This is a genomic window from Arthrobacter sp. MDT2-34-1, from assembly GCF_059091365.1.
The window spans coordinates 577,482-600,813 of the sequence record NZ_JBNHGO010000002.1 but is presented as its reverse complement, the minus strand read 5'-3'; the positions used below and the strand labels follow the sequence as shown (position 1 = coordinate 600,813).

24 protein-coding genes and 1 pseudogene are annotated in these 23,332 nt (G+C 63.1%); 14 read left to right on the top strand and 11 right to left on the bottom strand.

All coding sequences use genetic code 11. The annotated features are described in order from the left end of the window. Window positions 1-177 precede the first annotated feature (177 nt). Both AC5RVV_RS13195 and AC5RVV_RS13190 read left to right on the top strand, forming a co-directional pair. Window positions 178-996 (top strand): amino acid ABC transporter permease, encoded by an 819-nt coding sequence (locus AC5RVV_RS13195; RefSeq protein WP_494001834.1) that lies wholly within the window; start codon window positions 178-180, stop codon window positions 994-996. Further along, window positions 983-1,756 carry an amino acid ABC transporter ATP-binding protein gene (locus AC5RVV_RS13190; protein WP_494001833.1) on the top strand — a complete coding sequence of 258 codons (774 nt, stop codon included), beginning with the start codon at window positions 983-985 and terminating at the stop codon, window positions 1,754-1,756. Before AC5RVV_RS13195 ends, AC5RVV_RS13190 begins: the two co-directional genes overlap by 14 nt. Window positions 1,757-2,179: 423 nt before the next feature. On the opposite strand, the gene AC5RVV_RS13185 is transcribed toward AC5RVV_RS13190, so the two are convergent. From AC5RVV_RS13185 to AC5RVV_RS13170, 4 genes are all read right to left on the bottom strand, one after another. Then, a complete protein-coding gene (locus tag AC5RVV_RS13185) occupies window positions 2,180-2,542 on the bottom strand; it encodes a transposase (RefSeq protein WP_494001832.1) in 363 nt (120 codons plus the stop codon). A gap of 296 nt (window positions 2,543-2,838) precedes the next feature. Further along, window positions 2,839-3,186, bottom strand: coding sequence for an SDR family oxidoreductase (locus AC5RVV_RS13180; RefSeq protein WP_494001831.1), 348 nt, complete (start codon window positions 3,184-3,186; stop codon window positions 2,839-2,841). 58 nt (window positions 3,187-3,244) lie between these two features. Next, window positions 3,245-3,517, bottom strand: a complete 273-nt coding sequence (locus AC5RVV_RS13175; RefSeq protein WP_494001830.1) for an SDR family NAD(P)-dependent oxidoreductase — start codon at window positions 3,515-3,517, stop codon at window positions 3,245-3,247. Window positions 3,518-3,983: 466 nt separating this feature from the next. Continuing rightward, window positions 3,984-4,763, bottom strand: coding sequence for an SDR family NAD(P)-dependent oxidoreductase (locus AC5RVV_RS13170; RefSeq protein ID WP_494001829.1), 780 nt, complete (start codon window positions 4,761-4,763; stop codon window positions 3,984-3,986). 250 nt (window positions 4,764-5,013) lie between these two features. Here AC5RVV_RS13170 and AC5RVV_RS13165 point away from each other — a divergent pair, with 250 nt between their 5' ends. From AC5RVV_RS13165 to AC5RVV_RS13155, 3 genes are read left to right on the top strand one after another with little or no spacing between them, the layout of a single operon-like run. Then, a complete protein-coding gene (locus tag AC5RVV_RS13165; RefSeq protein ID WP_494001828.1) occupies window positions 5,014-5,769 on the top strand; it encodes an SDR family NAD(P)-dependent oxidoreductase in 756 nt (251 codons plus the stop codon). After that, window positions 5,766-6,770, top strand: a complete 1,005-nt coding sequence (locus tag AC5RVV_RS13160) for a zinc-binding dehydrogenase (protein WP_494001827.1) — start codon at window positions 5,766-5,768, stop codon at window positions 6,768-6,770. The genes AC5RVV_RS13165 and AC5RVV_RS13160 overlap by 4 nt, the downstream gene beginning before the upstream one ends. A gap of 46 nt (window positions 6,771-6,816) precedes the next feature. Continuing rightward, on the top strand, window positions 6,817-7,503 hold the full coding sequence (locus tag AC5RVV_RS13155) for a GntR family transcriptional regulator (protein WP_494001826.1): 687 nt from the start codon (window positions 6,817-6,819) through the stop codon (window positions 7,501-7,503). A gap of 369 nt (window positions 7,504-7,872) precedes the next feature. Here the strand turns inward: AC5RVV_RS13155 and AC5RVV_RS13150 are convergent, their stop codons facing one another. Both AC5RVV_RS13150 and AC5RVV_RS13145 read right to left on the bottom strand, forming a co-directional pair. Continuing rightward, window positions 7,873-10,494 (bottom strand): excinuclease ABC subunit UvrA, encoded by a 2,622-nt coding sequence (locus AC5RVV_RS13150; RefSeq protein WP_494001825.1) that lies wholly within the window; start codon window positions 10,492-10,494, stop codon window positions 7,873-7,875. Window positions 10,495-11,125: 631 nt separating this feature from the next. Beyond that, window positions 11,126-11,323, bottom strand: a complete 198-nt coding sequence (locus tag AC5RVV_RS13145; protein WP_494001886.1) for a hypothetical protein — start codon at window positions 11,321-11,323, stop codon at window positions 11,126-11,128. A 1,095-nt stretch (window positions 11,324-12,418) separates the two neighbouring features. Between AC5RVV_RS13145 and AC5RVV_RS13140 the strand changes: the two genes are divergently transcribed. Both AC5RVV_RS13140 and AC5RVV_RS13135 read left to right on the top strand, forming a co-directional pair. Next, window positions 12,419-12,697 (top strand): hypothetical protein, encoded by a 279-nt coding sequence (locus tag AC5RVV_RS13140; protein ID WP_494001824.1) that lies wholly within the window; start codon window positions 12,419-12,421, stop codon window positions 12,695-12,697. After that, window positions 12,690-12,962, top strand: a complete 273-nt coding sequence (locus tag AC5RVV_RS13135) for a hypothetical protein (RefSeq protein ID WP_494001823.1) — start codon at window positions 12,690-12,692, stop codon at window positions 12,960-12,962. The genes AC5RVV_RS13140 and AC5RVV_RS13135 overlap by 8 nt, the downstream gene beginning before the upstream one ends. On the opposite strand, the gene AC5RVV_RS13130 is transcribed toward AC5RVV_RS13135, so the two are convergent. Together AC5RVV_RS13130 and AC5RVV_RS13125 are read right to left on the bottom strand one after the other, a co-directional pair. Further along, on the bottom strand, window positions 12,959-13,576 hold the full coding sequence (locus tag AC5RVV_RS13130; RefSeq protein ID WP_494001822.1) for an RES family NAD+ phosphorylase: 618 nt from the start codon (window positions 13,574-13,576) through the stop codon (window positions 12,959-12,961). The two genes, AC5RVV_RS13135 and AC5RVV_RS13130, sit on opposite strands and share 4 nt — an antisense overlap. Further along, the gene (locus AC5RVV_RS13125; RefSeq protein WP_494001821.1) at window positions 13,570-14,226 is read right to left on the bottom strand and encodes a hypothetical protein; all 657 of its coding nucleotides are present in this window, start codon (window positions 14,224-14,226) and stop codon (window positions 13,570-13,572) included. Before AC5RVV_RS13125 ends, AC5RVV_RS13130 begins: the two co-directional genes overlap by 7 nt. Before the next feature lie 407 nt (window positions 14,227-14,633). Here AC5RVV_RS13125 and AC5RVV_RS13120 point away from each other — a divergent pair, with 407 nt between their 5' ends. The 4 genes from AC5RVV_RS13120 (at window position 14,634) to AC5RVV_RS13105 (ending at window position 16,586) form a co-directional block, all read left to right on the top strand. Next, window positions 14,634-14,867, top strand: coding sequence for a hypothetical protein (locus AC5RVV_RS13120; RefSeq protein WP_494001820.1), 234 nt, complete (start codon window positions 14,634-14,636; stop codon window positions 14,865-14,867). 3 nt (window positions 14,868-14,870) lie between these two features. Beyond that, window positions 14,871-15,026 carry a hypothetical protein gene (locus tag AC5RVV_RS13115; protein ID WP_494001819.1) on the top strand — a complete coding sequence of 52 codons (156 nt, stop codon included), beginning with the start codon at window positions 14,871-14,873 and terminating at the stop codon, window positions 15,024-15,026. A 469-nt stretch (window positions 15,027-15,495) separates the two neighbouring features. Next, entirely contained in the window at window positions 15,496-15,903 is a 408-nt protein-coding gene (locus tag AC5RVV_RS13110) for a hypothetical protein (RefSeq protein ID WP_494001818.1), read from the top strand. A gap of 44 nt (window positions 15,904-15,947) precedes the next feature. Beyond that, entirely contained in the window at window positions 15,948-16,586 is a 639-nt protein-coding gene (locus AC5RVV_RS13105) for a hypothetical protein (protein WP_494001817.1), read from the top strand. A 3-nt stretch (window positions 16,587-16,589) separates the two neighbouring features. Here AC5RVV_RS13105 and AC5RVV_RS13100 read toward each other — a convergent pair whose 3' ends face one another. Continuing rightward, on the bottom strand, window positions 16,590-17,468 hold the full coding sequence (locus AC5RVV_RS13100; RefSeq protein ID WP_494001816.1) for a hypothetical protein: 879 nt from the start codon (window positions 17,466-17,468) through the stop codon (window positions 16,590-16,592). A gap of 92 nt (window positions 17,469-17,560) precedes the next feature. Between AC5RVV_RS13100 and AC5RVV_RS13095 the strand changes: the two genes are divergently transcribed. Then, window positions 17,561-18,601 (top strand): GmrSD restriction endonuclease domain-containing protein, encoded by a 1,041-nt coding sequence (locus AC5RVV_RS13095; RefSeq protein ID WP_494001815.1) that lies wholly within the window; start codon window positions 17,561-17,563, stop codon window positions 18,599-18,601. Between the two features lie 70 nt (window positions 18,602-18,671). Here the strand turns inward: AC5RVV_RS13095 and AC5RVV_RS13090 are convergent, their stop codons facing one another. Next, window positions 18,672-19,481 carry a hypothetical protein gene (locus tag AC5RVV_RS13090; protein ID WP_494001814.1) on the bottom strand — a complete coding sequence of 270 codons (810 nt, stop codon included), beginning with the start codon at window positions 19,479-19,481 and terminating at the stop codon, window positions 18,672-18,674. A gap of 86 nt (window positions 19,482-19,567) precedes the next feature. Continuing rightward, a complete protein-coding gene (locus AC5RVV_RS13085) occupies window positions 19,568-21,715 on the bottom strand; it encodes a CAP domain-containing protein (protein ID WP_494001813.1) in 2,148 nt (715 codons plus the stop codon). A 344-nt stretch (window positions 21,716-22,059) separates the two neighbouring features. On the opposite strand from AC5RVV_RS13085, the gene AC5RVV_RS13080 reads away from it, so the two are divergent. Together AC5RVV_RS13080 and AC5RVV_RS13075 are read left to right on the top strand one after the other, a co-directional pair. After that, window positions 22,060-22,533 carry a hypothetical protein gene (locus tag AC5RVV_RS13080; protein ID WP_494001812.1) on the top strand — a complete coding sequence of 158 codons (474 nt, stop codon included), beginning with the start codon at window positions 22,060-22,062 and terminating at the stop codon, window positions 22,531-22,533. Between the two features lie 103 nt (window positions 22,534-22,636). Next, window positions 22,637-23,300: pseudogene (locus AC5RVV_RS13075) on the top strand (SOS response-associated peptidase). Window positions 23,301-23,332 lie beyond the last annotated feature (32 nt).

Below are 23,332 nucleotides of genomic sequence, written 5' to 3'. Positions count from 1 at the left end.
CCTTTAATGACACCCCAAGTTGACACGTCAGTGACTGGGCACCCCAGTCCCAACCGGGGAGGGGGGCGTCCGGATGCCGTCGGCGACCCGGAGCTTACTGTGGCTCGTAGGTACCACGTAGGGCGATGGGTCGTCGGCATAATCCTCATCTATGTCGTTGCGCAACTGATCAAGTCGGTGTCCGCAACACCCAACATTCAATGGTCGACGGTGGGGGAGTACATCTTCGATCCGACAATCCTGAATGGTCTCAAGAACACCGTCGTGTTGACCGTTGCGGCTATGGCGCTAGCTATTGTCCTTGGCGTGACGTTGGCTGCCATGCGCCTCTCCAAGAATCCGGTCGCTCGAGCCGCTGCTTTTGGCTATGTCTGGTTCATGCGATCTGTGCCAGTGCTGCTGCAGCTTATCCTCTGGTTCAATTTGGCGTTGATTTTTCCGACAATCAACCTGGGAATTCCAGGCACCGGATTGACGGTGGTTCTCGGTGAAACAAATGATGTCATCACACCTTTCATTGCTGCTCTCTTCGGCCTAGGGCTAGCCGAAGCGGCATACTATTCGGAAATCGTTCGCGGTGGGCTGATCGGTATCGATAACGGACAGAAGGAGGCGGCGAGTGCTCTCGGCATGACCCCGCTTCGAACCTTTGCGACCGTCGTGCTTCCCCAGGCAATGCGTATGATTATCCCGCCCACCGGGAACACCCTTATTGGGATGCTCAAATACACGTCACTCGCATCGGTGATTTCCTACACCGAGCTGATGAGCGCAGCTGCGCGCGTGTACTCGGTGAACGGGAGGACTATCGAACTGTTGATCGTCATCAGTCTTTGGTACATCGTTGCCACGACGATTCTCAGCATTGGGCAGTACTTCATCGAGCGCAAGCTTGGGCGGGGCTTTGGAACAACCCATACACCTCCCCGGAGTCTTGCTTCGATCTTCAAGGGAGCCTGGACGATTCAAAGGAGGCGTCAAAATGACGAACACTAGATTGCCGATGGTTCATATCAAGGGCGTGAAGAAGACCTTTGGCGCGTTTCAGGCACTCCGCGGGGTGGACTTCGAGGTCGCAGCAGGTGAAGTGGTCTGCATTCTCGGACCGTCAGGCTCGGGGAAGAGCACCATCCTGCGGTGCATGAATCACCTTGAGAAGATCGACAGCGGCGTGTTGCAGATAGACGGCGAGTACGTGGGGTATCGGCGAAAGGGCACAAGACTGCACGAACTCGGCGCTCGCGCAGTTGCGAAACAGCGTACTGAGGTTGGAATGGTTTTCCAACGATTCAACCTCTTCCCGCACATGACCATTTCGGAGAACGTTTCTGTGGCTCTGAGAAAAGTGCGGAACGTGAAGCGACGCGACGCAGAGGCGCAGGCGCTTGAACAGCTCGAGCGAGTCGGGCTGTCCGCAAAAGCCAACAACTACCCAGCGCAGCTTTCAGGCGGTCAGCAGCAGCGGGTGGCAATCGCGCGTGCGCTTGCGATGGGACCCAAGCTCATGCTTTTTGATGAGCCAACATCGGCACTCGACCCGGAATTGGTCGCGGAAGTCCTCCAAGTAATGAAGAGGCTCGCCAAGGAAGGCATGACAATGGTTTGTGTCACGCATGAAATCGGTTTTGCGCGCGACGTGGCGGACCGGGTCGTGTTCATGGATGACGGGCTTGTGGTTGAAGAAGGCACCGCGGCCGACGTCCTCGACAATCCGCAGCAAGACCGAACCAAGACGTTCCTCTCTCATCTGCGTTAGTTCGACAACTCACGCGTTGCCAGGTTCTCCGGGTGATCCATGCCTGGAGCCTCTGCGAACGTCGCAGCGGGGTGGTGCCGGGCAGGTGGAGAGCCATTAAACCGTGTGCCCGGCACGCTTCCACCGGCCTTTCGATGACCAGCCGTTCGGCCGGCAGGATCGCGGATTCGTCCGCGGAATGTTGCGGTTGGCAGGGCGCAGGCGCAGGGCAGCGAACCGTCGGGTCATGGCCGCGCTCGGGTGCCGGGCGGTCCTTGTGCCTTGGCGCCAGATGGTTTCGGTGAACGAGTCCGGGTGAGCCATGCCCAGATCCTTCGCCGAGGCGGGCCTCCTGGTAGCGGACGGTGCGCGGGCCGGGAGGCCGAGCCCGGTTTAGTCCATCACGGCCGGCCAGCAGACTCGGGACGGACGCAGGCACCAGCATTACCACGGCCACGTATGGGATGCCGCGTGCGGTGAGGGCTGACCGGAACGCGGTGAACTGCCCGTAGCCCGCATCGAAAAGCAGCCGCGGTGGGACCGGGCCCTGGGGGCCGGTTCATCGGTCTCCTCCAGAGCGGGTTCCCACTTGGACCGGTGTCGCACGGTGTCCGGGATCTGCCCTCTGGCCCGCCGGGCAGCGGCGGCCGCTGCCTCCTCGTTGGTCGAGGCGCCGGTGTCGTCCCATGTCTCGGGCAGGAACAGGCGCCAGTGCAGCGGGCACGAGGCGGCATCGGCACCGCGCTGGCACTGACGCCGATCGGGCAGTTGCCGATCCTGCCCTAGGGTGCCGAATACCAGGTCCACGGCCTTGGCGACCAGGCCAGGGTGGGGCGGCGCCTGAACGAGGAGGAGAAGAACCGATGCAGTTGCGGGTAGTCCTGCCCGAGCCGGGCCGCCCGCTGCATCGACTTCCACCTGCCCCTCCAGCGTCAGTCCTGCAGATACAGACTCCCTTGGCCCCGCTGGACCTTCCGCGGCAGGGCCGCGAACACCTCCTGCACGTACTCCCTGAGCAAGTCCCGGACGCCGGCAAGCTCGTCGGAACGCATCCCTAAACCAGCGCGGCCCGAACCGACGCCAACAGACCTAACCAAGCACGACTAGTAGGTCGCGCGCCCGCCACTAATGTCGTAAACAGCCCCCGTGGAGAAGCTCATTCGGTCGGAGGCGAGCCAGGCGACGAGCTCGGCGACTTCCACAGCTTGTCCGATTCGCTTCATCGGGATCATCGTGAGCATGTACTCTATGGCCTCTTCAGACTCACCGTCGTTCATGGGTGAGGCAAACAGCCCTGGTGCGACGGCGTTCACCAGGATGCCGTTCGTGGCGAGCTCCTTGCCAAGCGCCTTGGTGAGCCCGATCACGGCCGCTTTGGATGCGTAATAGGGGGCCATCATCGGGTTGCCCTCTTTCCCAGCAACGCTGGCGATGTTGATGATGCGCCCCATCCGCACTCCAGCATGCACGGCACGAAAGCCATGCAGGTGTTGAAGGTGCCTGTCACGTTCACGGCGAAGATCTGCTCCCATTCTCGTAGCTCGAGCTCCCAGAGCGGCCGATCTGTCGGCCCCCGAGGCCAGCGCTGTTGATGAGGATGTCGGCTGGGCCGATCCGCTTCATGGCAGACATGACGGTGTCGTGATCGGTGATGTCGAGAACGACGTCCGCATTCGCGGAAATGTCGATTGTGACGACTTCGACACCGTCCTCTTCGAGCCGGCGGGCGCATTCCGCGCCAAGCCCGCTTGCTCCCCCAGCAACTACGGCTCTTCTCTGCATGAAACTGCCCCTTTCGTAGACATATATCGGGCGAAACTAACGGCTGCCAAAGTGTCTCCGATAGGCCAGAGTTTCGTCCGATCTGCGCGCGCTGAAAACGCTTCAGTCTGGCCTCGACGCCCCGAGTCCGTGGCTAAAGTGGGCGCGATGGCTGCGGGGAGCCGGGGAACTTGCGCAGAGGCCACCGGCTCGGTACTCGTACCAGGCCTCGGGCGCGAGACGCTCATTGTCGTCTTCGAGATCATGCCCGAAGAACAGTTGCACGCCGCAAGAGCGTTCGATCTCTCCTCCAGCTTCCGCCAGTACTCGACGACAAGATCTGGCGTCTGAACGACCCCTGGGAGGCGGCTGCCCTATGGGTCATAGATGACCTTGAAGGGATTAGCATCGAGGGGCATAGAAGCGGCGCGCCGCGTAGTTGCCGGCACCCTGGAAAGAGTAAAGCCTCCTCGTTGTTGCTCTTTCCTCAGACCCCGCCGGGATTGCTGCCAAGGTGATAGCCGCCGTCCACATCGAGTGCGACTCCGGTAATGAATTCGGCCTCATCGGAGATAAAGTACAAAATGGCGCCAACGACGTCGGATTCCTGCCCGTACCGTCCCAGCGGGAAGCTCCGAGCAGCGTCCTTGAGCAGGTCCTCACTGCTCCTGCCGGACACTTCGGACCTGAGCTTGAGCATCCGCTGGCCCATCACTGTGGTGGGCGTGGTCGAGGGGCAGACGCAGTTTACCGTGGTCTTCGAGGGAGCAAGCTCGATGGCAATCGACTCACAGAGTCCGACTAGTCCAAACTTGGAGGCACAATATGCCTGCATCAACGGGAAGCCGCGTTTGCCGGCGTCAGAAGCAATGGCGACGATGCGACCGCGGCCGCTTTCGACCAGCGAGGGGGCTGCGGCTTGACTGACGAGGAACGAGCCCTTGAGATTCACGTTGAGCGTGACGTCCCAATCCTCTTCCGTGACCTCGATAAATTGTTTGTTGTGGGTGATCCCAGCGCACAGAACAAGGGTGTCCAATCCGCCAAGCTGATCAATGGAGCTCGCGACCGCGGACTTGACTGCAGCCGAGTCGGTGATGTCCGTCTGGATCGGCGTCAGCCGAGGATCTGACTGCACTTCCTCGCTGATGTTCTTATCTAGGACCGCAACCTGTACCCCACGGTCGGCTAGTGCCCGCGCGGTAGCAAGACCCAAGCCAGCGGCGCCGCCGGTAACGAGAGCACATCGACTCGGCTCAACGCTCACAAGGTAACCTCATCTCCATTGATTCAAGGGCGGTCGTCGTGTGGTACGAGATGGTAATACGACCATACGATATGACGTGACTAGCGGTCAAATATTGGGTACCCACACGCCGATTTTTTCCTTCTGGGGTTGCTAGAGGCGCACGATCGAAATCGGGTGTGAGCTACTGTAGTATGACGATAATATGATAATCCTCTGTTGTTCGAGGATTCAGTTTGAAGTGTCGAATTGGAAAGGTTGGATCATAAACATGGCGGTGGATTACTTCTCGCTGGCGGGCAAGCATGCGCTGGTCACTGGCGCTGGTCGAGGAATTGGTCGAGCTATTGCCGAGAGTCTGGTGGCAGCGGGCGCGGCGGTGACTCTCGTCGCACGAAGTGAGACGCAATTGAAGGAGGCGGCCGCAGCGATCGAGGGAACGGCTCATGTTCTCCCGTTTGATCTTGGTGATTCTTCGCGGATCACTGAATTCGTAGACCTTGCTGAAGAGAACGGTGCGATTGACATAGTCGTTCATGCTGCGGGGACGCAGCACCGAGAGGCTGCTGTCACCTTCCCTGAGGAGGCATGGCATCGAGTGATCGCGGTTAACCTGACTGCACCCTTCCTGTTGAGCCAGGAGATCGGACGTCGACAGCTTGAGCGAGGGCACAACGCCAGCCACATCTTTGTTGCTTCGCTTACTTCTGTCCTCGGCCTGCCCAATCTCGTCGCGTACAATGCTGCGAAATCGGGGCTGATGGGTATCGTGCGCGCTCTGAGTCGGGAGTGGTCCGGCTCGGGACTTCGGATCAATGCCGTTTCTCCGGGGTATGTCGAGACAGCGATGACGGCTGAACTTTTCGCGGACGAGAAGCGCCGGGCGGAACTGCTTTCGCGTATTCCTATGGGGAAGTTCGGCACGCCCGAGGAGCTGGGCCCCCCAACAGTATTCCTTGCGTCGGAGGCTGCTCGATATGTAACCGGGCAGTTGCTCATCGTCGACGGTGGCTGGGCCGCTGCGTGAGAACGATCTCCCACGGTGAGATCGAGGGGCTTGCAGGTCTCGCGCTGCGAGAGGTCAGGAAACCTGAAATCGGAAGTGGCGATGCCCTGGTCGCGGTATCTGCGGCAGGGATCAACCGTCACGATTACTTTACGGCTCTTCAAAGGTCAGGGGGCCGACCCCTCACTCTTGGATCGGATGCGGTCGGTCGCGTCGAATCACTAGGGGGAGGGGCTCTAAGCCCGCTGCTCGGCCGCACCGTACTTATCAATCCGTCGCTCGGGTGGGTGAAAACCGACAGTCCACCTGACCCCAGACCCAACATCCTTGGTGGGGTGCAAGATGGCACCTTCGCCGATTACGTGGCGATTCCGGTGGAGCAGCTGCACCCGGTGCCGTCGCATCTGTCGGCAGTGGAAGCCGCAGGACTGGGTCTCGCCGGTTTGACCGTGTTCCGGGCGCTATTTACCCGGGCGCGGCTGCAGCCAGGCGAGCACGTGCTCATCACCGGAGCGGGGGGTGGCGCTGCCCTGCTGGCGATCCAGATGGCCCGGGCCGCTGGTGCCGAAGTCACAGTCACCTCTCGTAGCGAAGAGACTATCGAGCGGGCACGGAATCTCGGGGCCCACCACGGCATATTCGGGGATCGCGTCCGCATGCGTGAATTAGCGAGGCCGGCAGATGTCGTGATCGAAAGCGTCGGACGTCAGATGATCGGACCGGCCCTCGAATCAGTCAGAGCGGGTGGGCGAATCGTCGTCTTCGGTGCGACAACGGGGGCGGAGGTTGAGGTCTCGTTGCGAGAGATCTTCTTCCGTCAGATCTCGATTTTCGGCACCGCCATGGGAAGTGGGCCCGAGTTCGCGCACATGCTGCAGTTCGTGACTCAGCATGCTATCCGGCCGATCATCGATCGTGTGGCTTCGTTGGAGGATGGCGCAGAGGCCGTGCGATCAATGGGAAATCGCACTGGTCAGTTTGGAAAATGGGTGCTCGACGTCGCTCTTGGGGACACCGTATAATATGGTATTATATGAGCTTAATTCTCGTCCGCTTGTCAGGAGTGTTGTGAATCCGCCCCTTATTCTGCAAGAAGCCGCGCCCCTTCGCCGGCAAGTTGTCGACGTCATCCGTAAGGAGATCGCCGACGACGTTCTCCATCCTGGGGAGCGATTGCAAGAAACTCGGCTGTGTGAGAGGTACGGAGTGTCTCGTACCGTAATTCGCGAAGCTCTCCGGCAACTGGAGTCAGAGAAGCTCGTCACGATGATCCCGAATCGGGGGCCGATTGTCACCGTTCTGACAGTCGAGGATATTCGCCAGCTCTATCAGGTGCGTGCGGCGTTGGAGGGGCTCATGGGAGAGCTCTTCGCTCAGTACGCCAGCGAGGAGGAAGCCTCTGAGCTCATCGCGCACGTTGACAGGATGGAAGCGGAATACCTGAACGGGACATTGGAGACCCGTGAAGAGTCGAAGCAGCGGTTCTACGACCTTCTCGTGAGGGGTGCACACAACGAAGTGCTGGCATCGAACCTGAGTACCATTCACACTCGCATCGGCATCCTCAAGCACTACGCCTTCATCAATCCAGAGCGCGTAAAGATGTCATACGAAGACGTGTGCAAGATCCGAGACGCTGCGGCCGTACAAAGGGATTCAGTAGAGGCACGGCTGGTATGCGAAGGGCATATTAAGCGCGCCGCTGAGCTGGCGATCGTCGAATATGCGAAGAGGGTCCAGACTGCTGATAAATGAGAGACCGATTCTACCGCCGCGCTAGCTGTACAAAGTCCCGACCGCTGCTGATTGGGCAGAGTGTGGTCTGCCCAGAAAGTGGGTTTGGAACAGTATGGCAAGCATCGGGCACGCCTGGGGCAGCAACACCTTGGCCAGAACGCAGGTTTGCAGCGGAAGACGCTGAAGACCGTTGGTTGCAAGCGGACCGACCACGCCTGCCTGCTGACACTGCCATGCAGGTGAAGTTGCTCACCGGACACGGCGAATCAACCACTCCTCCAGGTATGGGATCGCCGCACCGGCAGGAGTGCATCCCCAGCGGCCACTGGGCCCCCTCAGTGGGGGATGTTTAGCGGCGGCAGGGGGTGTTCGACATGCACCGTCTTGTCATGCTCGCCCCTGGCGGGCGGCTGCCAGGTACGGCGCTGTTCGGCTCTTCTGCGAACGCGCCACCGCGGCGGGTGTTCCGGCAGCAATGATCCTGCCGCCGGCGTCACCGCCGCCCGGCCCGAGGTCAATCACCCAGTCCGCTGCCGCCACCACATCCATCACATGTTCGACCACGATGACGGTATTGCCGGTAGCAACGAGCCGGTGCAGTTGCGCCATCAGCAACCGAACGTCTGCAGGGTGCAATCCTGTGGTGGGCTCATCCAGCAAATACAGTGTGTGGCCACGCTGGGCGCGTTGCAGTTCGGTGGCCAGCTTGATGCGCTGGGCCTCGCCGCCGGAGAGCTCGGTGGCGGGCTGGCCCAGCCTCAGGTACCCCAATCCCACCTCGCGCAGGGCCCGGAGGCTGCGCGCGGCGGCGGGGACGCTGGCGAGAAACTCGGCGGCGGCGTCCACCGTCATGCCTAGCACTTCGGCGATGTTCTGACCGTGGTAGGTGACCTCAAGCGTTTCGGGGTTGAACCGCGAGCCGTGACATTCCGGGCAAGGCCCGTAGCTGCCGGGCAGGAACAGCAGTTCCACAGCCACGAACCCTTCCCCCTGGCAGATTTCACAGCGGCCGCCGGGAACATTGAAGGAGAACCGTCCGGCACCGAAGTCCCGGGCACGCGCCTGGTCCGTGGCCGCAAATTCCTTCCTGACTGCATCAAAGAGCCCGGTGTAGGTGGCGAGGTTGGAGCGCGGAGTGCGGCCGATCGGCTTCTGATCGACCTTCACCAACCGATCCAGCTGATCCACCCCGGAGATGGGACCCAAGCTCAACGACCCTGCGGGGACACCGGCTGCGACGCCCGGGCCGTCCGGTGCCGGCTTGTCCGCAGCGGCGGCTGCTGGATTCAGCCGGGCGCCCACCGCCTCGGCGAGAACCTGACTGACCAGGGTCGACTTGCCTGAACCGGACACGCCGGTGACTGCGGTCAGCACCCCCAGCGGGAAATCGGCGTCGAGCCCGCGCAAGTTATGCCGGCTGATGTCCCGCAGCCTCAGCCAGCCCGTCGCTTCGCGGCGAGTGTCGCCACCAGGACCACCGCCGGGTGCACTATCAATCAGCGAACCGCCTTCGGCTGTTTCAACAGAACCAGCGGAACCCTCTGGGAACAAGAACGGTCGGGTCAAGGAAGCCTGGACCTCGGCGATGCCGGCCACCGGGCCGCTGTAAAGCACCTCGCCTCCTCCTTCCCCGGCCCGCGGGCCCACATCCACCAGCCAATCGGCTCGGCGTACCACATCCATGTTGTGCTCCACCACGAACACGGAGTTGCCGGAAGACTTGAGTTGGTCCAACACCGCGAGCAGGGGTTCGGCGTCGGCCGGGTGCAGGCCCGCCGAGGGCTCGTCGAGAACGTAAATCACGCCGAACAGCCCGGAGCGGAGCTGGGTGGCGATCCGGAGGCGCTGCATCTCCCCGGGGGAGAGCGTGGGTGTGGAGCGACCCAGGGCGAGGTAGCCCAGCCCCAGGTTTAGGAGCACTGTGACCCGCAGCAACAGATCCCGGGTAATGGCAACGGCCACCTCGTTGCCCTCGCCGGAGGACTGCTGGCGCGAGGCGGTCTCAGGGGCAATGAGCTCCGTGGTGGGCCGGATTACTTCGGCCAGCTCGCTCATCGGCAGTGCGTTGAGCTCGGCGATGGTCTTCCCGGCGAAGGTCACGGCCAGGGCCTCCGTTCTGAGCCCGCTGCCGTCGCACCGTGGGCACGGTCCGCTCTGCATGAAGCGCAGCACGCGCTCACGCATAGCGGTGCTCTTGGAGTCGGCCAGGGTGTGCAGCACATAGCTCCGGGCGCTCCAGAAGCGGCCCTTATACGGTTTCTCGACGCGGTCTCGCTCAGGCGTCACTTCCACCACGGGCTGCTCTTCAGTGAAAAGGATCCAGTTGCGGTCCTTCTTCGGCAGCTTCCGCCAGGGCGTGTCGACGTCGTACCCCAAGTGTATGAGGATGTCGCGCAGGTTCTTGCCCTGCCAGGCACCGGGCCAGGCGGCGATGGCCCCGTCGCGGATGCTCAGTAAGGGGTCGGGGACCAGGGAAGCTTCAGTGACGGTGTGGACGATGCCCAAGCCGTGGCATTCCGGGCAGGCCCCTGCGGCAGTGTTCGGGGAGAAGGCATCCGAGTCCAGTTGGCTAGCGCCCGCCGGATAGCTGCCGGCACGCGAAAAGAGCATGCGCAGCGAGTTGGACAACGTCGTGACGGTACCGACGGTGGAACGAGTTGTGGCCGCGCCACGGCGCTGTTGAAGCGCGACGGCGGGAGGCAACCCCGTGATCTTCTCCACCTTCGGGTTGTGCCCCTGTTGAATGAGCCGGCGGGCGTACGGCGCGACGGATTCGAAGTACCGGCGCTGGGCTTCGGCATAAATGGTTCCAAAAGCCAGAGACGACTTGCCGGAGCCGGATACACCGGTGAACGCCACGATGGCATCGCGAGGCACATCAACATCAACGTCGCGCAGATTGTTTTCCCGAGCTCCGCGCACCCGGACAAAGCCGTCTGTGGAGGAATCGAGAGCCAGCGTAGACAGCGCGGGAGCCGGCAGTTCAGAAGCAGTCAGTTCACTTCCCATCGGTTCGACTCTATCAGCGGCCCCGCTTCGGAGTTGCCGCGGGTTGGAGGACCGGCGGCAGAGACACACTAGGTCTCCGGGACCGGCTTATATCGTTGCTGATCCGCCCTCCGGAGCCCATTGGTGTGGGCGCTGAGGCGTTTGGTTTCCGGCAACCGGCACGGCCGAGGTCTACGCCGTCGTGATCTTCCTGGCATCCACCGAGTGTCCATCTGCGTTGACGCCACACCCCGGCGCAGTGGATGCGTTGTATTTGAGTGAGGGTGACCCTTCACGCAAGACAAACTATGCGCTCGCTCGTCGGAGGGAGCTCCGTCCCTCGCCGCGAGGCGATAGTGCAGACCTGTACGGGACTGTGTCACACGGCGGCCGGACACGTCACGGGGCAGGGCCTACTGGACGCTCCGCGAGGTGCATGCATTTGCTCGGGTCAGGGGCGGGTATGTCCGGTGAGGGTCCCTCGGTCGAACTGATCTGAGCGTAATTTAAGTGTCCGGCCGACATTCCGGGCGAGGTAGCGTTTGCTGCGGCGGCGTCGGCCTGGTGGTTCACGCCATCGGGCATCCGCTATCGGAACGGACAGGAACGCACGAGATTGGCCGGCCCTGCCTATGACTCTTTGATCTGAGATTCATGGTGGAACAGCCAGCAGCGCCCCCATCAGGCTTTGCCGGATCGTTGGGGTCCCGCTGGCCCAGCGCCGCGGGACCGAGGCCCCTCTGTGGCCATCTCGTAGCGTCAGCACCACGCGCCCGCGCACTCCTCCGGCTTCCAAACGCCGGTGAGCGTCCAGAGCCTGTTTCATCGGCAGCTCCTGTGCGACGCGCAGGCTCAGCAGGCCTTCTTCGACCTGAAGGCCAAGAGTGTGCAGTTTCGCTGAGTCGTTAACGCTTGCGTTTCCAGCAGTGCGTCCGGAACTGGAAGCTATTGAGGTTGAAGTCCCCGCTTCGAAGAGTCGGAACGTAGTCTGCGGCGAAGCGACTTCCTCCGCCCCTCACTCCCAATCGGGCAGTGGCTTCACGTCTGCGTAGCGGGAACGACCACGGCCCATGGCTACCGGTCCTGCTTCGAGGAGTCTCCGTGACGTGGCTGCTCACGTACCGGTACAGCGCGAACCGCGACCAGCCATGCTTTGGCGGCGCGCTAGATCGTCGAATCATCGGCGACTCCCACTGGCCAGCGCGGTGGCGACTCTGAGTGGAAGACTCTTTTCGAAGGCTGGGATCACGACTCCCTCTACGACCCGCCACTGTATGGGATTGCAGTCTCAATTACGCATATGTTGGCATGCGTGGTCGCGACCCGTCCTCTTGGTTCGTCCCCTTCACCGGTCGCGTGGGCAACCCCTACACCGCCGATGTGCAAGAGCTGACAGACTAGTCGTTGCCACGACGTGCACAAGTTCGGACGTGGAGCTTCCGTGCCGTTGTACGCAAAGACCTGCTCGACGGGACCGCCAGAAGGTGTACCGTGGCGCCGTGAAACCCGACCCCGGCGCGGCGCCGGAACCTCCAAGGGACGTCATTTTTCTCGTCCTGACTACGCCGTACGCTGTGCACCCCAAATTGGTATTGAAGCGTCCCCGGACTTTAGAACACGACTTCCCGGGGATTTGCGGCAATATTAGACGATATTTGGCCGTCTAACTCGCCGCTAATCACCTGCTTGCTCGTTCAGGAAAATGGGCTGTGCCACTGCACCGTTATGTGAAATTTCCTTAATGTGCTTTCTCCTGCTGCCGGATTTTGATGCGCCGCGCCGCATCGCGGTTCACTGAGCCCTCCTCAGGACAGGCCGCCGTGGATTTCTAAGGGACCGATCATTCCCGCAGAGCAAAAAAGTCGGCATCGTCCACTTCCGGCAATAACCCGGCAGCGGCCTCCGCATACTCTGCGCGGGGACGGATGGAGCATTCTCGGGACACATGGCCGTCAGGCAGATTGAAACTTTTGAGCAGGTAGCCCCGACCGTTGAAGCGGTGCGGTTCACCGGCCACAACGGCGAGGAGTTGGCCCGTTGGTGCCGCGGCAAGCTTTGCGGCATGATGCTGGTGCCGACCCCGCCCAACATTATCATTCAGGCGCGGGACGGAGAGATCGACGTCTACCTCAACGACTGGGTCGTCCGCCGCGCAGACGGCCGCTTCGTGAGCTACAGCCAGGACGAAATGGACAAGCTCCTGAAGAAGCGGACCAATGGCTGAGGGCACGCAGGAGTTCTTCCTCAGCATTGGGGCCAGCTACCGCTGCAAGACCACCGGCATCGTCTTCGTGATGGAAGGGCTGCGGTCCAAGCGCCGCGTCTGCCTGATCCATGACGCCAAAGGGCCGAACCGCGAGACACGCGACTACGTGCCGGTGGACGACCTGAAGGCCGATTACGAGTACGTCGGCTGCGACCACGTGGACCACTGCTGCACCCGGCACCGGGTGCATGTCACCCCGCACCGCGGTTGCATGATGCGCTAGGTGCCGCGGACGATCACTTCGATATGAAGCGGCGCGCAGAACCGGACCAGCCAGTCCAGGCCTTCTTCGGTGTCGAAGACGCGAGCGAACCCTGGGTCGATCTTCACGGCGTCCGCCGCCCGGTCGCCGAAAAGCACGTAGGCCGGCCCTGAGTTGCAGAGCCTGCTGGTCCAGATGCACCCGTCGAAGCCGGCGCGGTGCGCGGCCTCGGCCCAGAGGACCGTCTCCCCGTATGAGGTGGGCTTGGATCCGGTGAGCTCGTCCGCCTCGACCTGCAGCGCCTTCAGGCCCGTGCCCCGAAAGGATGCCAGGTTCAGGTCGCGGGTCACCTCCAGCCTTCCCATGACCCGGTTGCGGTAGGCGCTGGGCCGGAGGATGCCGCCCTTCTGTGGCATCTCGTGCAGCAGCGACTCGCACACCGTGACGTCCTCATGTTCGGCCGCGTACAGTACCGGCACCGTGGGGGACCCGAAGAAGGCGAAGCGGGTTGCCCCGCCTCCGCCGGGGTTGAAGGAATCTGTGCGGAACTTGCTGTCGTGGACCCGGTAGATCATGGTTCCCGCTTTCAAGACCTCGGGCTTGGCGGTGAACGGGTTCGGCGGCGGCGCTACCAATCAACAGACTCGCTGCTGCGCAGCTTGGCGACAAGGTCGCTGTCCCGCAGGTGGTCGACGGGCCGGTCGTCTTCGAAGTAGCCCGAAGGCGCCATCAGCCAGTACACGAGGTCTTCACTGTCCAGACCCAGCTCGGTGGCGGCACTGATCAACTCCGGGATGACGGGCAGGACCTTCCCTGCCTTCCGGTCGAACTGGAAGCCTGGGTAGACGAAAGGCTGTCCGCGCTGCACCCCGATGATTTTCCCGTCCTTCCGGAGGCTCCCGGCGTAGCCACGGTTGGTCTTTGCTGCGCCCAGGAGCACGGCCACGTCGGAGCCCGAGAACAAGCCCCAGTCGCGGGCGATCTCCCGCCACAGGTTCTCTGTCGCCTGTACGGCGGCGGCGATGGAGGGCATGACGGGGTCTTCCAGGGCCGCGACTGCCGGCCCGAGGGAAGCGATGCTCGCCTGTATCCGCTGCATCGACTCGATAGCCTGGGAGATTTCCTCCATGTGCTCCGGGCCCGGAAGGTCCCCGAGTGCGGGCAAAATCCTGGCCGCCCATTCCTGCACAAGGGATGACGGCATCGTGGAGACAGCCGCCACAAGCGCAGCGCGCGCTTCTTCCACGTCAGGCTTTTCCGGCGCCGTGGTTTTTTCAATCTGCAATCGAACCACTTCCTCTAACGGTTCTCACATCTTCATCCTAGTGTGTGAACCGTGAGGAGGATAGGCCTGATGCCTGTGGAGAAGACGCTTGGGCTGAGTCGGCCCTAAAGATCGCGGGCCAGCATCGCTAACGCGCCGCCGACCCCTGCCGAGAACGCATAGGAGGAGTGCAGACATTGTTCGACTCAAGCTTCACCGCGGCGCAGCACTTGCTGCCGCATCACAGTGCCGGTCTCCGCCGGCCGGAACCGAAAGGTCCCCATGAAGAAGACGGCACCGCTGACCCTCGCTCTGGCTGCACTGCTCCTGGCCGGCTGCTCCGCACCGGCAGGTGAGCCGGCAGCGGCCGGGCCGGCCACCGAAACGCAGGCCACGGACCGTTCAACCAGCAGGGGATAAACGGCCTGATGTACTCGAGCAAGTTCAATGTCGATTACCGGGTCGATGACGCCACCGCCACAGACTCCGCCAACGGCAGCCCCCTCGACGACAAGGTCAAGGATGGTGCCGGGGAGAACATCCTCAAAGTCAAGGGCACCATGCAGACCGTTGTTTCCAAGAGTGAGGACGGCTCCTGGCAGATCGTAGGCATTGAGACCGACTACCGCTACGACACCAGCGACTTCGTGAAGAAGGGATGATCCGTGCAGTCGGGTGCAACGGCTGATCCTGAAGACGGAGGCGCTGCCAGTTCGGAGCAGGGTGCCTTGGAGCAGTTCCTCGACGAGTCCCGCCGTGCCGTGTCCACCCAGGAGCACAAGGAAGCGCTGAGCGCGCTGGAACCGAGCTTCACCTTCTGACCGGGCAAGGCCGGCGCCTGATCCGGACACATGGGACCCATGTTTGAGAAATTCGACTCCCGCGCCAAGGCCCTGCTAGAAGTCCACCAAGGACGGGTGGTCGCCGAGGAAACGCCGGGCTGGACCTACTGGTTCGTCGACGGCGAGCCCACCGAGACCCTGCACCGGTGGCTGCAGGCCGAGGGTTACATCGAGTTCGCACCATGCACTACCGGGCGCCAGCCGGTGACCCTGACCCGCAAGGGCGAGCTGGCCGTCACTGCGACCTTCGGGATCCTGGCCGAGGCCGACCGGGTGATCCCCGCGGAGCCCGTAGCCGATGAGGCGACCGCCGCGATCCTCGATGCGATGGCCATGTTCAATGGGGTCGAGGAAGGTGACGAGGACGAAGAGCCGGCCACCGCCCGGCCTCTTCCCGGTCCGGGAGATTTCTCGTTCGCCTCCGCCGGCGACGACCGGAGAAGAAACTGTGGAGGTCGAATACTACGGACTGGGACCGATCGAGCTGGACTTCCTGAACGGCGAGGACTCCCGTGCCGTGGTCGCCAAGCATGGCTACAAGCTGGTCGGCGACGTGCAGGGAGAACTCGACCCCGTGAAGCCGCTCAATGTGCCGGACCGGGTCTGGCTAGTGGATCCTGCTTTCGGTGGCCGGCTCGCGGTCCTTTACGACGACATCTCCTACACTTACGACCCGTCCGAGGGCTTCATCGAGGCGCTCAAAGTGATGGACGCCCATTCGACTGCGGAGGGCCAGCGCCTGTTCACCCAGCCGGACTGGGAGGAACGGGGTTTCGACGGCAGCGACATCCGTCCCGGCCACCCGTTGTTCGAGGCCGCGTACGACTTCGCTGCCGGCCGGTACGTCGAGCCATGAGCAACCGGGAAAAGCGCCGGCCTGGCGCTAAGCCAGATGATGCGGTGTTCGGGCAGCACGCCGTAAGGCTGATCGACTTCCTGGACGAGCACCGCAGGCTTCCGACGACCAAAAAGTCCGAGTATGAACGAAAGCTGAGGTGGTGGTTCAACGGGGCCGTTCGCCAGTACAAGCAGGGGGAGCTGACACCTGCCCGGAAGCAGGTCGTGGAGAAGATCCTGAGCGCCATCGACGGCAAAGCCCTATCAATGGCGACGGCCGCCATCGTCACCTTTCATGAACGCCACCGCAGGATGCCGGACCATCGGGTGCCGGAAGAGTTTGCCGTCTACCAGCGGATCATCCGTGTCCGCCGTCTCCATCAAAACGGTGAGCTCTCCGCCAAGGACGTCAAGGCGCTCGAAGCCATTTCCGGCCTGCTGGAGCCGGCCCGAAAAGATCCCGGCCGCCAGCTGAAGCGGCTGCAGGAGTGGTGCCGGGACAACGGACGCCTGCCTCGGCACACCGTCCGCAAAGCCACGCCAAGCAATGCCGATCGTGATGAGCAGGAGATGGGCCAGTGGATGTACCGGGCCGTGAACCGCCGCCCCGGAGCCAGGGAGACTCCCGCGACGATGTCTGTTCGCCGGGCCGTGCTGGATCTGCGCAGGCAGTACCCGTCCTTCTCCAAGGCAGCGGCCTGAAGCCTACAGCCCGACGCCGGATTCGCGGCGCTGGGTTTCCGCGAAGCGGCCGATCCGGTCCCTGCCCTGGACTCCTCCGGAGGTGCCGGCCTTGAACGCTGCCTGTCGGGCCTGGGCAACTTTCCGCTCGGCATCCATCTGCGCCTGGAACACCTGGGCGGAAATCTCCTGCAGCTTCTTGTCCGTGATCCGGTTGCCTTTGCTGTCGGTGTAGGGCCTGCACACTGATGGGGCCATCTGGGCGCCAATCGGGCCGAAGGCGCTCTGGTCGACGCTCCCGAGTCCTTCGTGGGCGCGGTTCTCATCGTTGCCGGTGATGACGCCGCCGGTGCCGCGGGTCCACTTCACCTTGTCCAGGGCGCTGAAGAAGACTTCGCCCATTGGGTGGGCTCGGGCGTGGTCGACCGAATGGTTGTTGCCGGGCACATCCCAGGTGACCGAGGAGTCCTCGCGGTTGAACACGACGCCGGCGTCGCCGCCGACGTCGAAGGAGAGTGAGCGGTTGGTCGGGAACTTGACGTCGGACTTCAGCACGCGCGCGGGCTTTTCCTGGCGCCAGCGCGGCACGATCAGATCCTGGGCCTGGCTGATGACCGCTCCGGCCTTCGGGTCGAGTTCCGTGATGCTGCTCCACCCGCCCCACATGCTCCGCACCGGCTTCTCGGCTTTCCGGTACCTGTCGTCGATGAAGTCTTCGACGGCCTTCCGGTAGGCCTCCATGTCGGTGGCCTGCTTGCGGGTCAGTCCCTTCCAGAACTCCTGGGTCAGGTCGAAGGCCTCCTGCTTGATGGCGGTGTCTGCGTCCTGCATGGACTGGCGCACGCGCGCGAACTCGGCGGTGGGCAGCTTGATCGTGCCGCTCTGCCACTGGCTGGTCGACATGGGTTCCCTTTCGGTCGTCTGCCTGTATGTGCGCGGCCCTGCGGTGTGTCCGGCGGTTGATTGGAGGGCTTCTGCCGTACACATGGAGGGACATGTTGAAAAAGAAGACTCTCGCAGCCGCCGGCCTGGCGCTGGCCGTCCTGCTTTCCGCCTGCACCTCGACCGCCGAAGCGGAACAGCCCCTGGTAGCTCCGACCATCGAGGAGACCGGCAGCCCCGAGCCGTCCCTGGTCCCGGAGACCACGAAGGCTGCCCCGAAGACGGAGAAGCCGAAGAAGACCGAGGCCCCGAAGGCCAAGGAGAAGCCGGCCAAGCCGAAGCCGGCAGCTGCCGGCACCGCTCTCGCCCAGCTGGACACCATCGCGATCAAGGGACGGGCCCCGAAGACCGGGTACGACCGGGACCAGTTCGGCAAGGGCTGGAAAGACCCGGACCGCAACGGCTGCGACGCCCGCAACGACATCCTCCAGCGCGACCTGACCGGCGAGGCGCTCAAGGCCGGCGGCTGCGTTGTGCTCTCCGGTACGCTGGCCGATCCGTTCACCGCCACGACCATCAACTTCGTCCGCGGCAACGCCACCAGCACCGCGGTGCAGATCGACCACGTCGTCGCCCTCTCGGACGCCTGGCAGAAGGGTGCCCAGCAGCTGGCCCCGAACCAGCGTGAAGCGTTCGCCAACGAACCGTTGAACCTGCTCGCCGTCGACGGGCCCACCAACGGATCCAAGTCGGACTCGGATGCCGCGTCCTGGCTGCCGCCGAACAAGGCGTTCCGCTGCGAGTACGTCGCACTGCAGACGGCGGTGAAAGCCAAGTACGGGCTCTGGATGACCAAGGCCGAGGCGGGCGCAATCCGCAACGTCCTCACCAGCTCGTGCCCGGACCAGCCGGTCCCGGCCGACAACGGGGGAGTGAAGGTGCCCGTGGCCGCCAAGCCCGCGCCCAAACCGAAGCCGAAGCCCGCGCCGGCCCCCAAGCCGGCTCCCGTTCAGCAGGCGCCGGCCGGCGGGAACGTGTTCTACCAGAACTGCACCGCCGTGAAGGCCGCCGGTGCGGCACCGATCCATGCCGGCGACCCCGGCTGGGAACCCAAGTTCGACCGCGACGGCGACGGTATCGGCTGCGAGTCCTGAGCAGGTCCGGGCACAGGGAAGGCCCCGGCAATTTGCCGGGGCCTTCTGCAGCTTGAAGCACCTGAGATGGTCAGGGAATTTCGGCAGTCGCCAGTTTTCCCCATACCAACCTGAGCTTGGTGCTTCCATCCTTCTTATAAGTCGCCACGGAGAGCACATCGAACTCTCGTGAGAGCAGCATGCTGGTGCTGGACCGGTCCTCCCAGAGGCGGCCGAGGGCGTATTTCGCGTCGTAGAAACCGGAATATTCAAACCCAAGACCACTCACAGCAGAAAGGTTTTTGCCCAACCCCGGGTACTTCGCTTTGTTGAAGTTGCTCTTCGCGTACAGAAGCATCCGTCTATCCAGCTCAGCGTCCCTCTTCATTGCCGGCAGGCCCTTGGCCGCGCGCTTGGCGTTGATCTGCTTGAAGAAGTATTTACTATCCGCGGAGTCGAGCGAGTAGGGCGGCGCTGCGACGGAGACCTTGAACGTATGGGTTTTCGTGGCGGTTTTGGTGACCTTCTTGCCGCGAAGCTTGTAGCTGTACTTGACGGTGGTCTTCAGCTTGTGGGTGCCGACCTTGACCGAGACAGATTTGGCAGCCTTGGTCAGAGCCTTGCCCTTGCTGTTGACCAACTGCACTTTCGCGCTGGTGACGGTAACACCCTTGGCCTTCTTGTAGGAGGGCTTCACCGTGTATTTGGCTGTTTTCGACTTGACGGTCTTGGTCTTCTGGACTTTGATCGTCAGCTTCGCCGGCGCCTTCACGGCGGCCGGAGCGATAACCGTTACGGCAGCGGGAACAGCGGCCGGGGCTGCCGAGGCGGCCGGGATGCCGGCAGCGGACAGACCAAGGATCAGACCGGCCGACAGCAGAATTCGGGGAATGCGTTTCACGGTACCTCCGGTGCTCGGGTGATGATGACTTTGGCTTTGCTTGTGCTTTGCTTCTGTTAGCCAGCTAGTGGCCGCCCGACTCCCGCTTACGGGCAGGGTCCGGGGACGGTGGTCGTGCCGCCCATTCCGTTTGGCAGATGGCAAACACCGTTGGACCTGGTATCGGAGATAACACCACCACCGCGACCGCCGCGCGGAGGAGCGGGAGGCCGGTGGATGGCAACCTCCTTGGAAACAACCGACCGCGTCACGTAACCGGACTTCTTTCCGGTCACCCGAACACTGATCTTCTTGCCCTCATACTTCGAAGCCACCTTGTATGAGGACTTGGTGGCGCCCTTGATGGACTTGCCGTTGGCGTACCACCGGTAGGAGAACTTGGTCCCGGAGGTCCAGATGCCCTTGTTGACCGAGAGCGTCTTGCCTACCTTGGGGGTACCCTTGATCGCGGGAGTCTTCGCGGAGAGGACCCGCAAGACCTTGTCCGTCTTGGCCGTGGTTACCGCGGTGGCGGTGTGACCGGGCTTGGTGCCCTTCACGGTGACGGAGATCCGGCTGCCGGCCTCGGAGTTGCTCAGCTTGAAGGTGCGGCCGTTTGCACCCTTGATGGCCTTGCCGTCCTTCAACCACTGGTAGGACACGGCGGTGCCGCTCGTCCACCCGCCCTTCGAGACGGACAGCGTCTTGCCGACCACGGCAGGTCCCGAGAGCTTCGGCTTGATCGTGTTGACGACCTTCGGCAGCACGACGGCCGGGGTGGCGGCCGAGGTGACGGAGGTTGTCTTGTGCCCCGCCTTGGCGGCGGTGACCTTCACAGAGATGGTCTTGCCCGTGTCAGCTGAGGTGAGCTGGAAAGTAGGGGCCATGGCCCCGGTGATGGCCACCCCATTGCGCAGCCACTGGTATGTGATTGTGGAACTGTAGGTCCAAGTGCCCGGCCTGGCGCTCAGGATCCCACCGACGACAGCGGCTCCCTTGATGGAAGGCTTCTCGCTGTTGACGATGTTCGGGATGACCACCGGCTCGGGAGTCAGGCACTCCTCATGCCACGGGTCCCACTTGTCGCCGGCGTTGCAGGTCAGCGAGTCCGGGTCCATATAAACCCAGGGGCCGTAGGCCCTGGTCTCCTGGACCAACGACCCCCACTTTGCAGTCACGGCGACGGAGATGCGCTTCTGGTAGTCATCCTTGACGGTGCGGTATGTCAGGGAGGTGGCGCCCGGAATCGGGGCGTCGTTCCGCATCCACCGGACGCTGAGCGCAGCGTCGGAAGGCTCCCATACCCCGGTGGTGGCCACCAAGTCCCGGCCCACAGCCGCCGGACCGCTGATCTTGGGGCTGGTGATGGTTGTCAGGGTCTGCTCCATCCCGATCCGGCGTTCGCTGACTGCCGAAGCGGAGCGGAAGCCGGCCTTGGACCCGGTGACGCTAACGGTGATGGCGCTGTTCACATCGGCGTTGCCGACCGTGTAGGTCTTGGCGGTGGCGCCGGTGATCGGGTAGCCGTCACGCAGCCACTGGTAGGAGAACGCGACGTCAGCCGGCCAGGTGCCGGGGGCCGCGGTCAGGGTGCGGCCAACGACGGCCGAAGCCCCTTCAATGACAGGTGTGCCCGGCGCCATCTGGGCGAGCTTGGAGTAGGCGATGACGTCGGTTGCCAGGTCGAAGACGTCAGTACGGGGCACAGGGTAGCCGCCGAAGAAAGTGCCGACACCCCAAATAGTGGGGCCGTTGTTGACCAGCCCGAGGCCGATGATCTCCATTTCGGGATCAATGAGGGCGGCAAAGTGCGGAGGTGACTGAATCCAGTCGTCGACCACTCCGTACTGGTTCCCGGCGAAGCTGCTGCCGGCGTTCTCCTTGGCAGTTCCAGCGCCGATGACGCGCGGGTCAACGCTGAAGGTCAGGTTGTGGTCGTTGCGTTCATTAGCAGCATTGTGGCGGGCCTGCTCCTGCGCCAGCTCCGACGCTGCGAGCCCCAGCCGGACCGGACCGGCGCCGTTCTGTGCCCGGACCTGATTGATGTATTTGAGCATCGTCTGGTACATGGACGGGCCGGCTTCCCATTCGGGCAACGAGGACGTTGATGCGGTGGAGGCGCTGCCGACGGCCGGGGCAGCAGCCGCGGCGGGTGCCAGGCCGGCGGTCAGGCCCAGGGTAAGCAGCCCGGCCAGCACCGTTGCCGAAACCCGCCGCCAGCTGGCGGTCCTTTTCGGGTTCACTCGTTCGCTCATCGTTTTCTCCCCGGCCGGCTTCCCGGTCCATCGCGGTCGGCGCCGCAAATGCTGCACCTGTTCGGGAACATGTGTGCGGCAGCCCCCAACTCTCCACACGCGCTAGGAACGGGGCGATGAAGCGTCAAGCTCATAATAAACGGTTAACCGCCTGCAACCACGCGATGGCCGGGATCGGCCATGACAGCGGGGGAGTAAGGTGCCGGTGGCGGCGACGGAGTCGGCTGCGAGAGCTAAGGCAAGGGCGTTACCTAGAAGTGATCCCGGCGCAATAGTTTGTCTTCGTTCCGACCGAGCTTGGCCCGGAAAGGGGGACGACGGGGCGCCGTGCAAGGATGAGGCCCATGAAAAAGCTCATTCCTCTTGCCCTTGCTGCCGCCCTCGCTTTGACGGGGTGCGGTGAAGCAGACAATGCACCGGCCGGCAACGCCGCACCCAAAGCCACCAAAGAAGCAGCAGCCCCCGCGCCGGCGGAGGAGACTCCTGAGGCGCCGGACCTGACAGGAGAGTGGAAGCAGAGCAACTCCAAGAGCGAGGATGCGTACCAGCAGGCCACCATCGACGAAGACGCCATGACCGTCGAGTGGGTCGCGGACGGCGGTGACACGACCTCGACCTACTGGGTTGGAACCTTTGAAGCGCCGGAGAACGCAGACGAGCCGTACACCTGGACTTCAAAGCGGGACGCCGCCGCCACCGACAATGCGCTCATGGCATCAACGGACGACACGAAGGAGTTTTCGTACGAAGACGGGGTCATCAGCTACAAAGTCACGGCGCTCGGGACCACGACAAAGGTCAAGCTGGAGAAGAACTGACACCAACCCCAGGAAGGACCCGGCTCAGTGCCGGGTCCTTCCTTCTTCTCACGGGCACTGGGGTGTATCCGGCAGAATGGGCCTCATGTGCGGCAGATACGTGATGTCCAAGGCCACCGGTGACCTCCTCAGCCATTTCGATGCCAAGGAGGTGGAGGGCTGTGGCTCCCACACAGGACGTGCCGATCATCGCCGAGCGGCTGGACGAGGGCAGTATCGACCGGCATCTGCTGGTAGCCCGCTGGGGCCTGGTGCCGTCCTGGGCGAAAGACATCAAGATCGGCAACAAGATGATCAACGCCCGCAGCGAGACTATCCTGGAGAAGCCGTCATTTCGGAAGGCGGCCGTCAAGCGCAGGGCAATCCTGCCGGCCGACGGCTACTTCGAGTGGCAGAAAACCGAGGACGGGAAGAAGATCCCGCACTACCTGTACTCTGAGCACGAGCCGATGCTCGGGTTCGCCGGCCTGTACGAGTTCTAGGCTGATCCGTCCCTGCCCGAGGATGACCCGGGTCGGTGGCTGCTCAGCTGCACGGTGCTGACAACCACCGCCCAGGACGCCCTGGGCCACGTCCACGACCGCTCCCCGGTGATCATCCCGCCGGACCGCTTTGCGGAGTGGCTGGATCCGGACCTGACCGACAAGGACGACGTCCGGCACCTGCTCGACTCGCTGCCAGAGCCGACGCTGACCCCGAGGATTGTCAGCACGAGGGTGGACAGTGTGCGCAACAACGGGCCCGAGCTCATCGAACCGGCGGCCTGACGACAACACAGCCGGAGGCCGGCTGGCGCTGG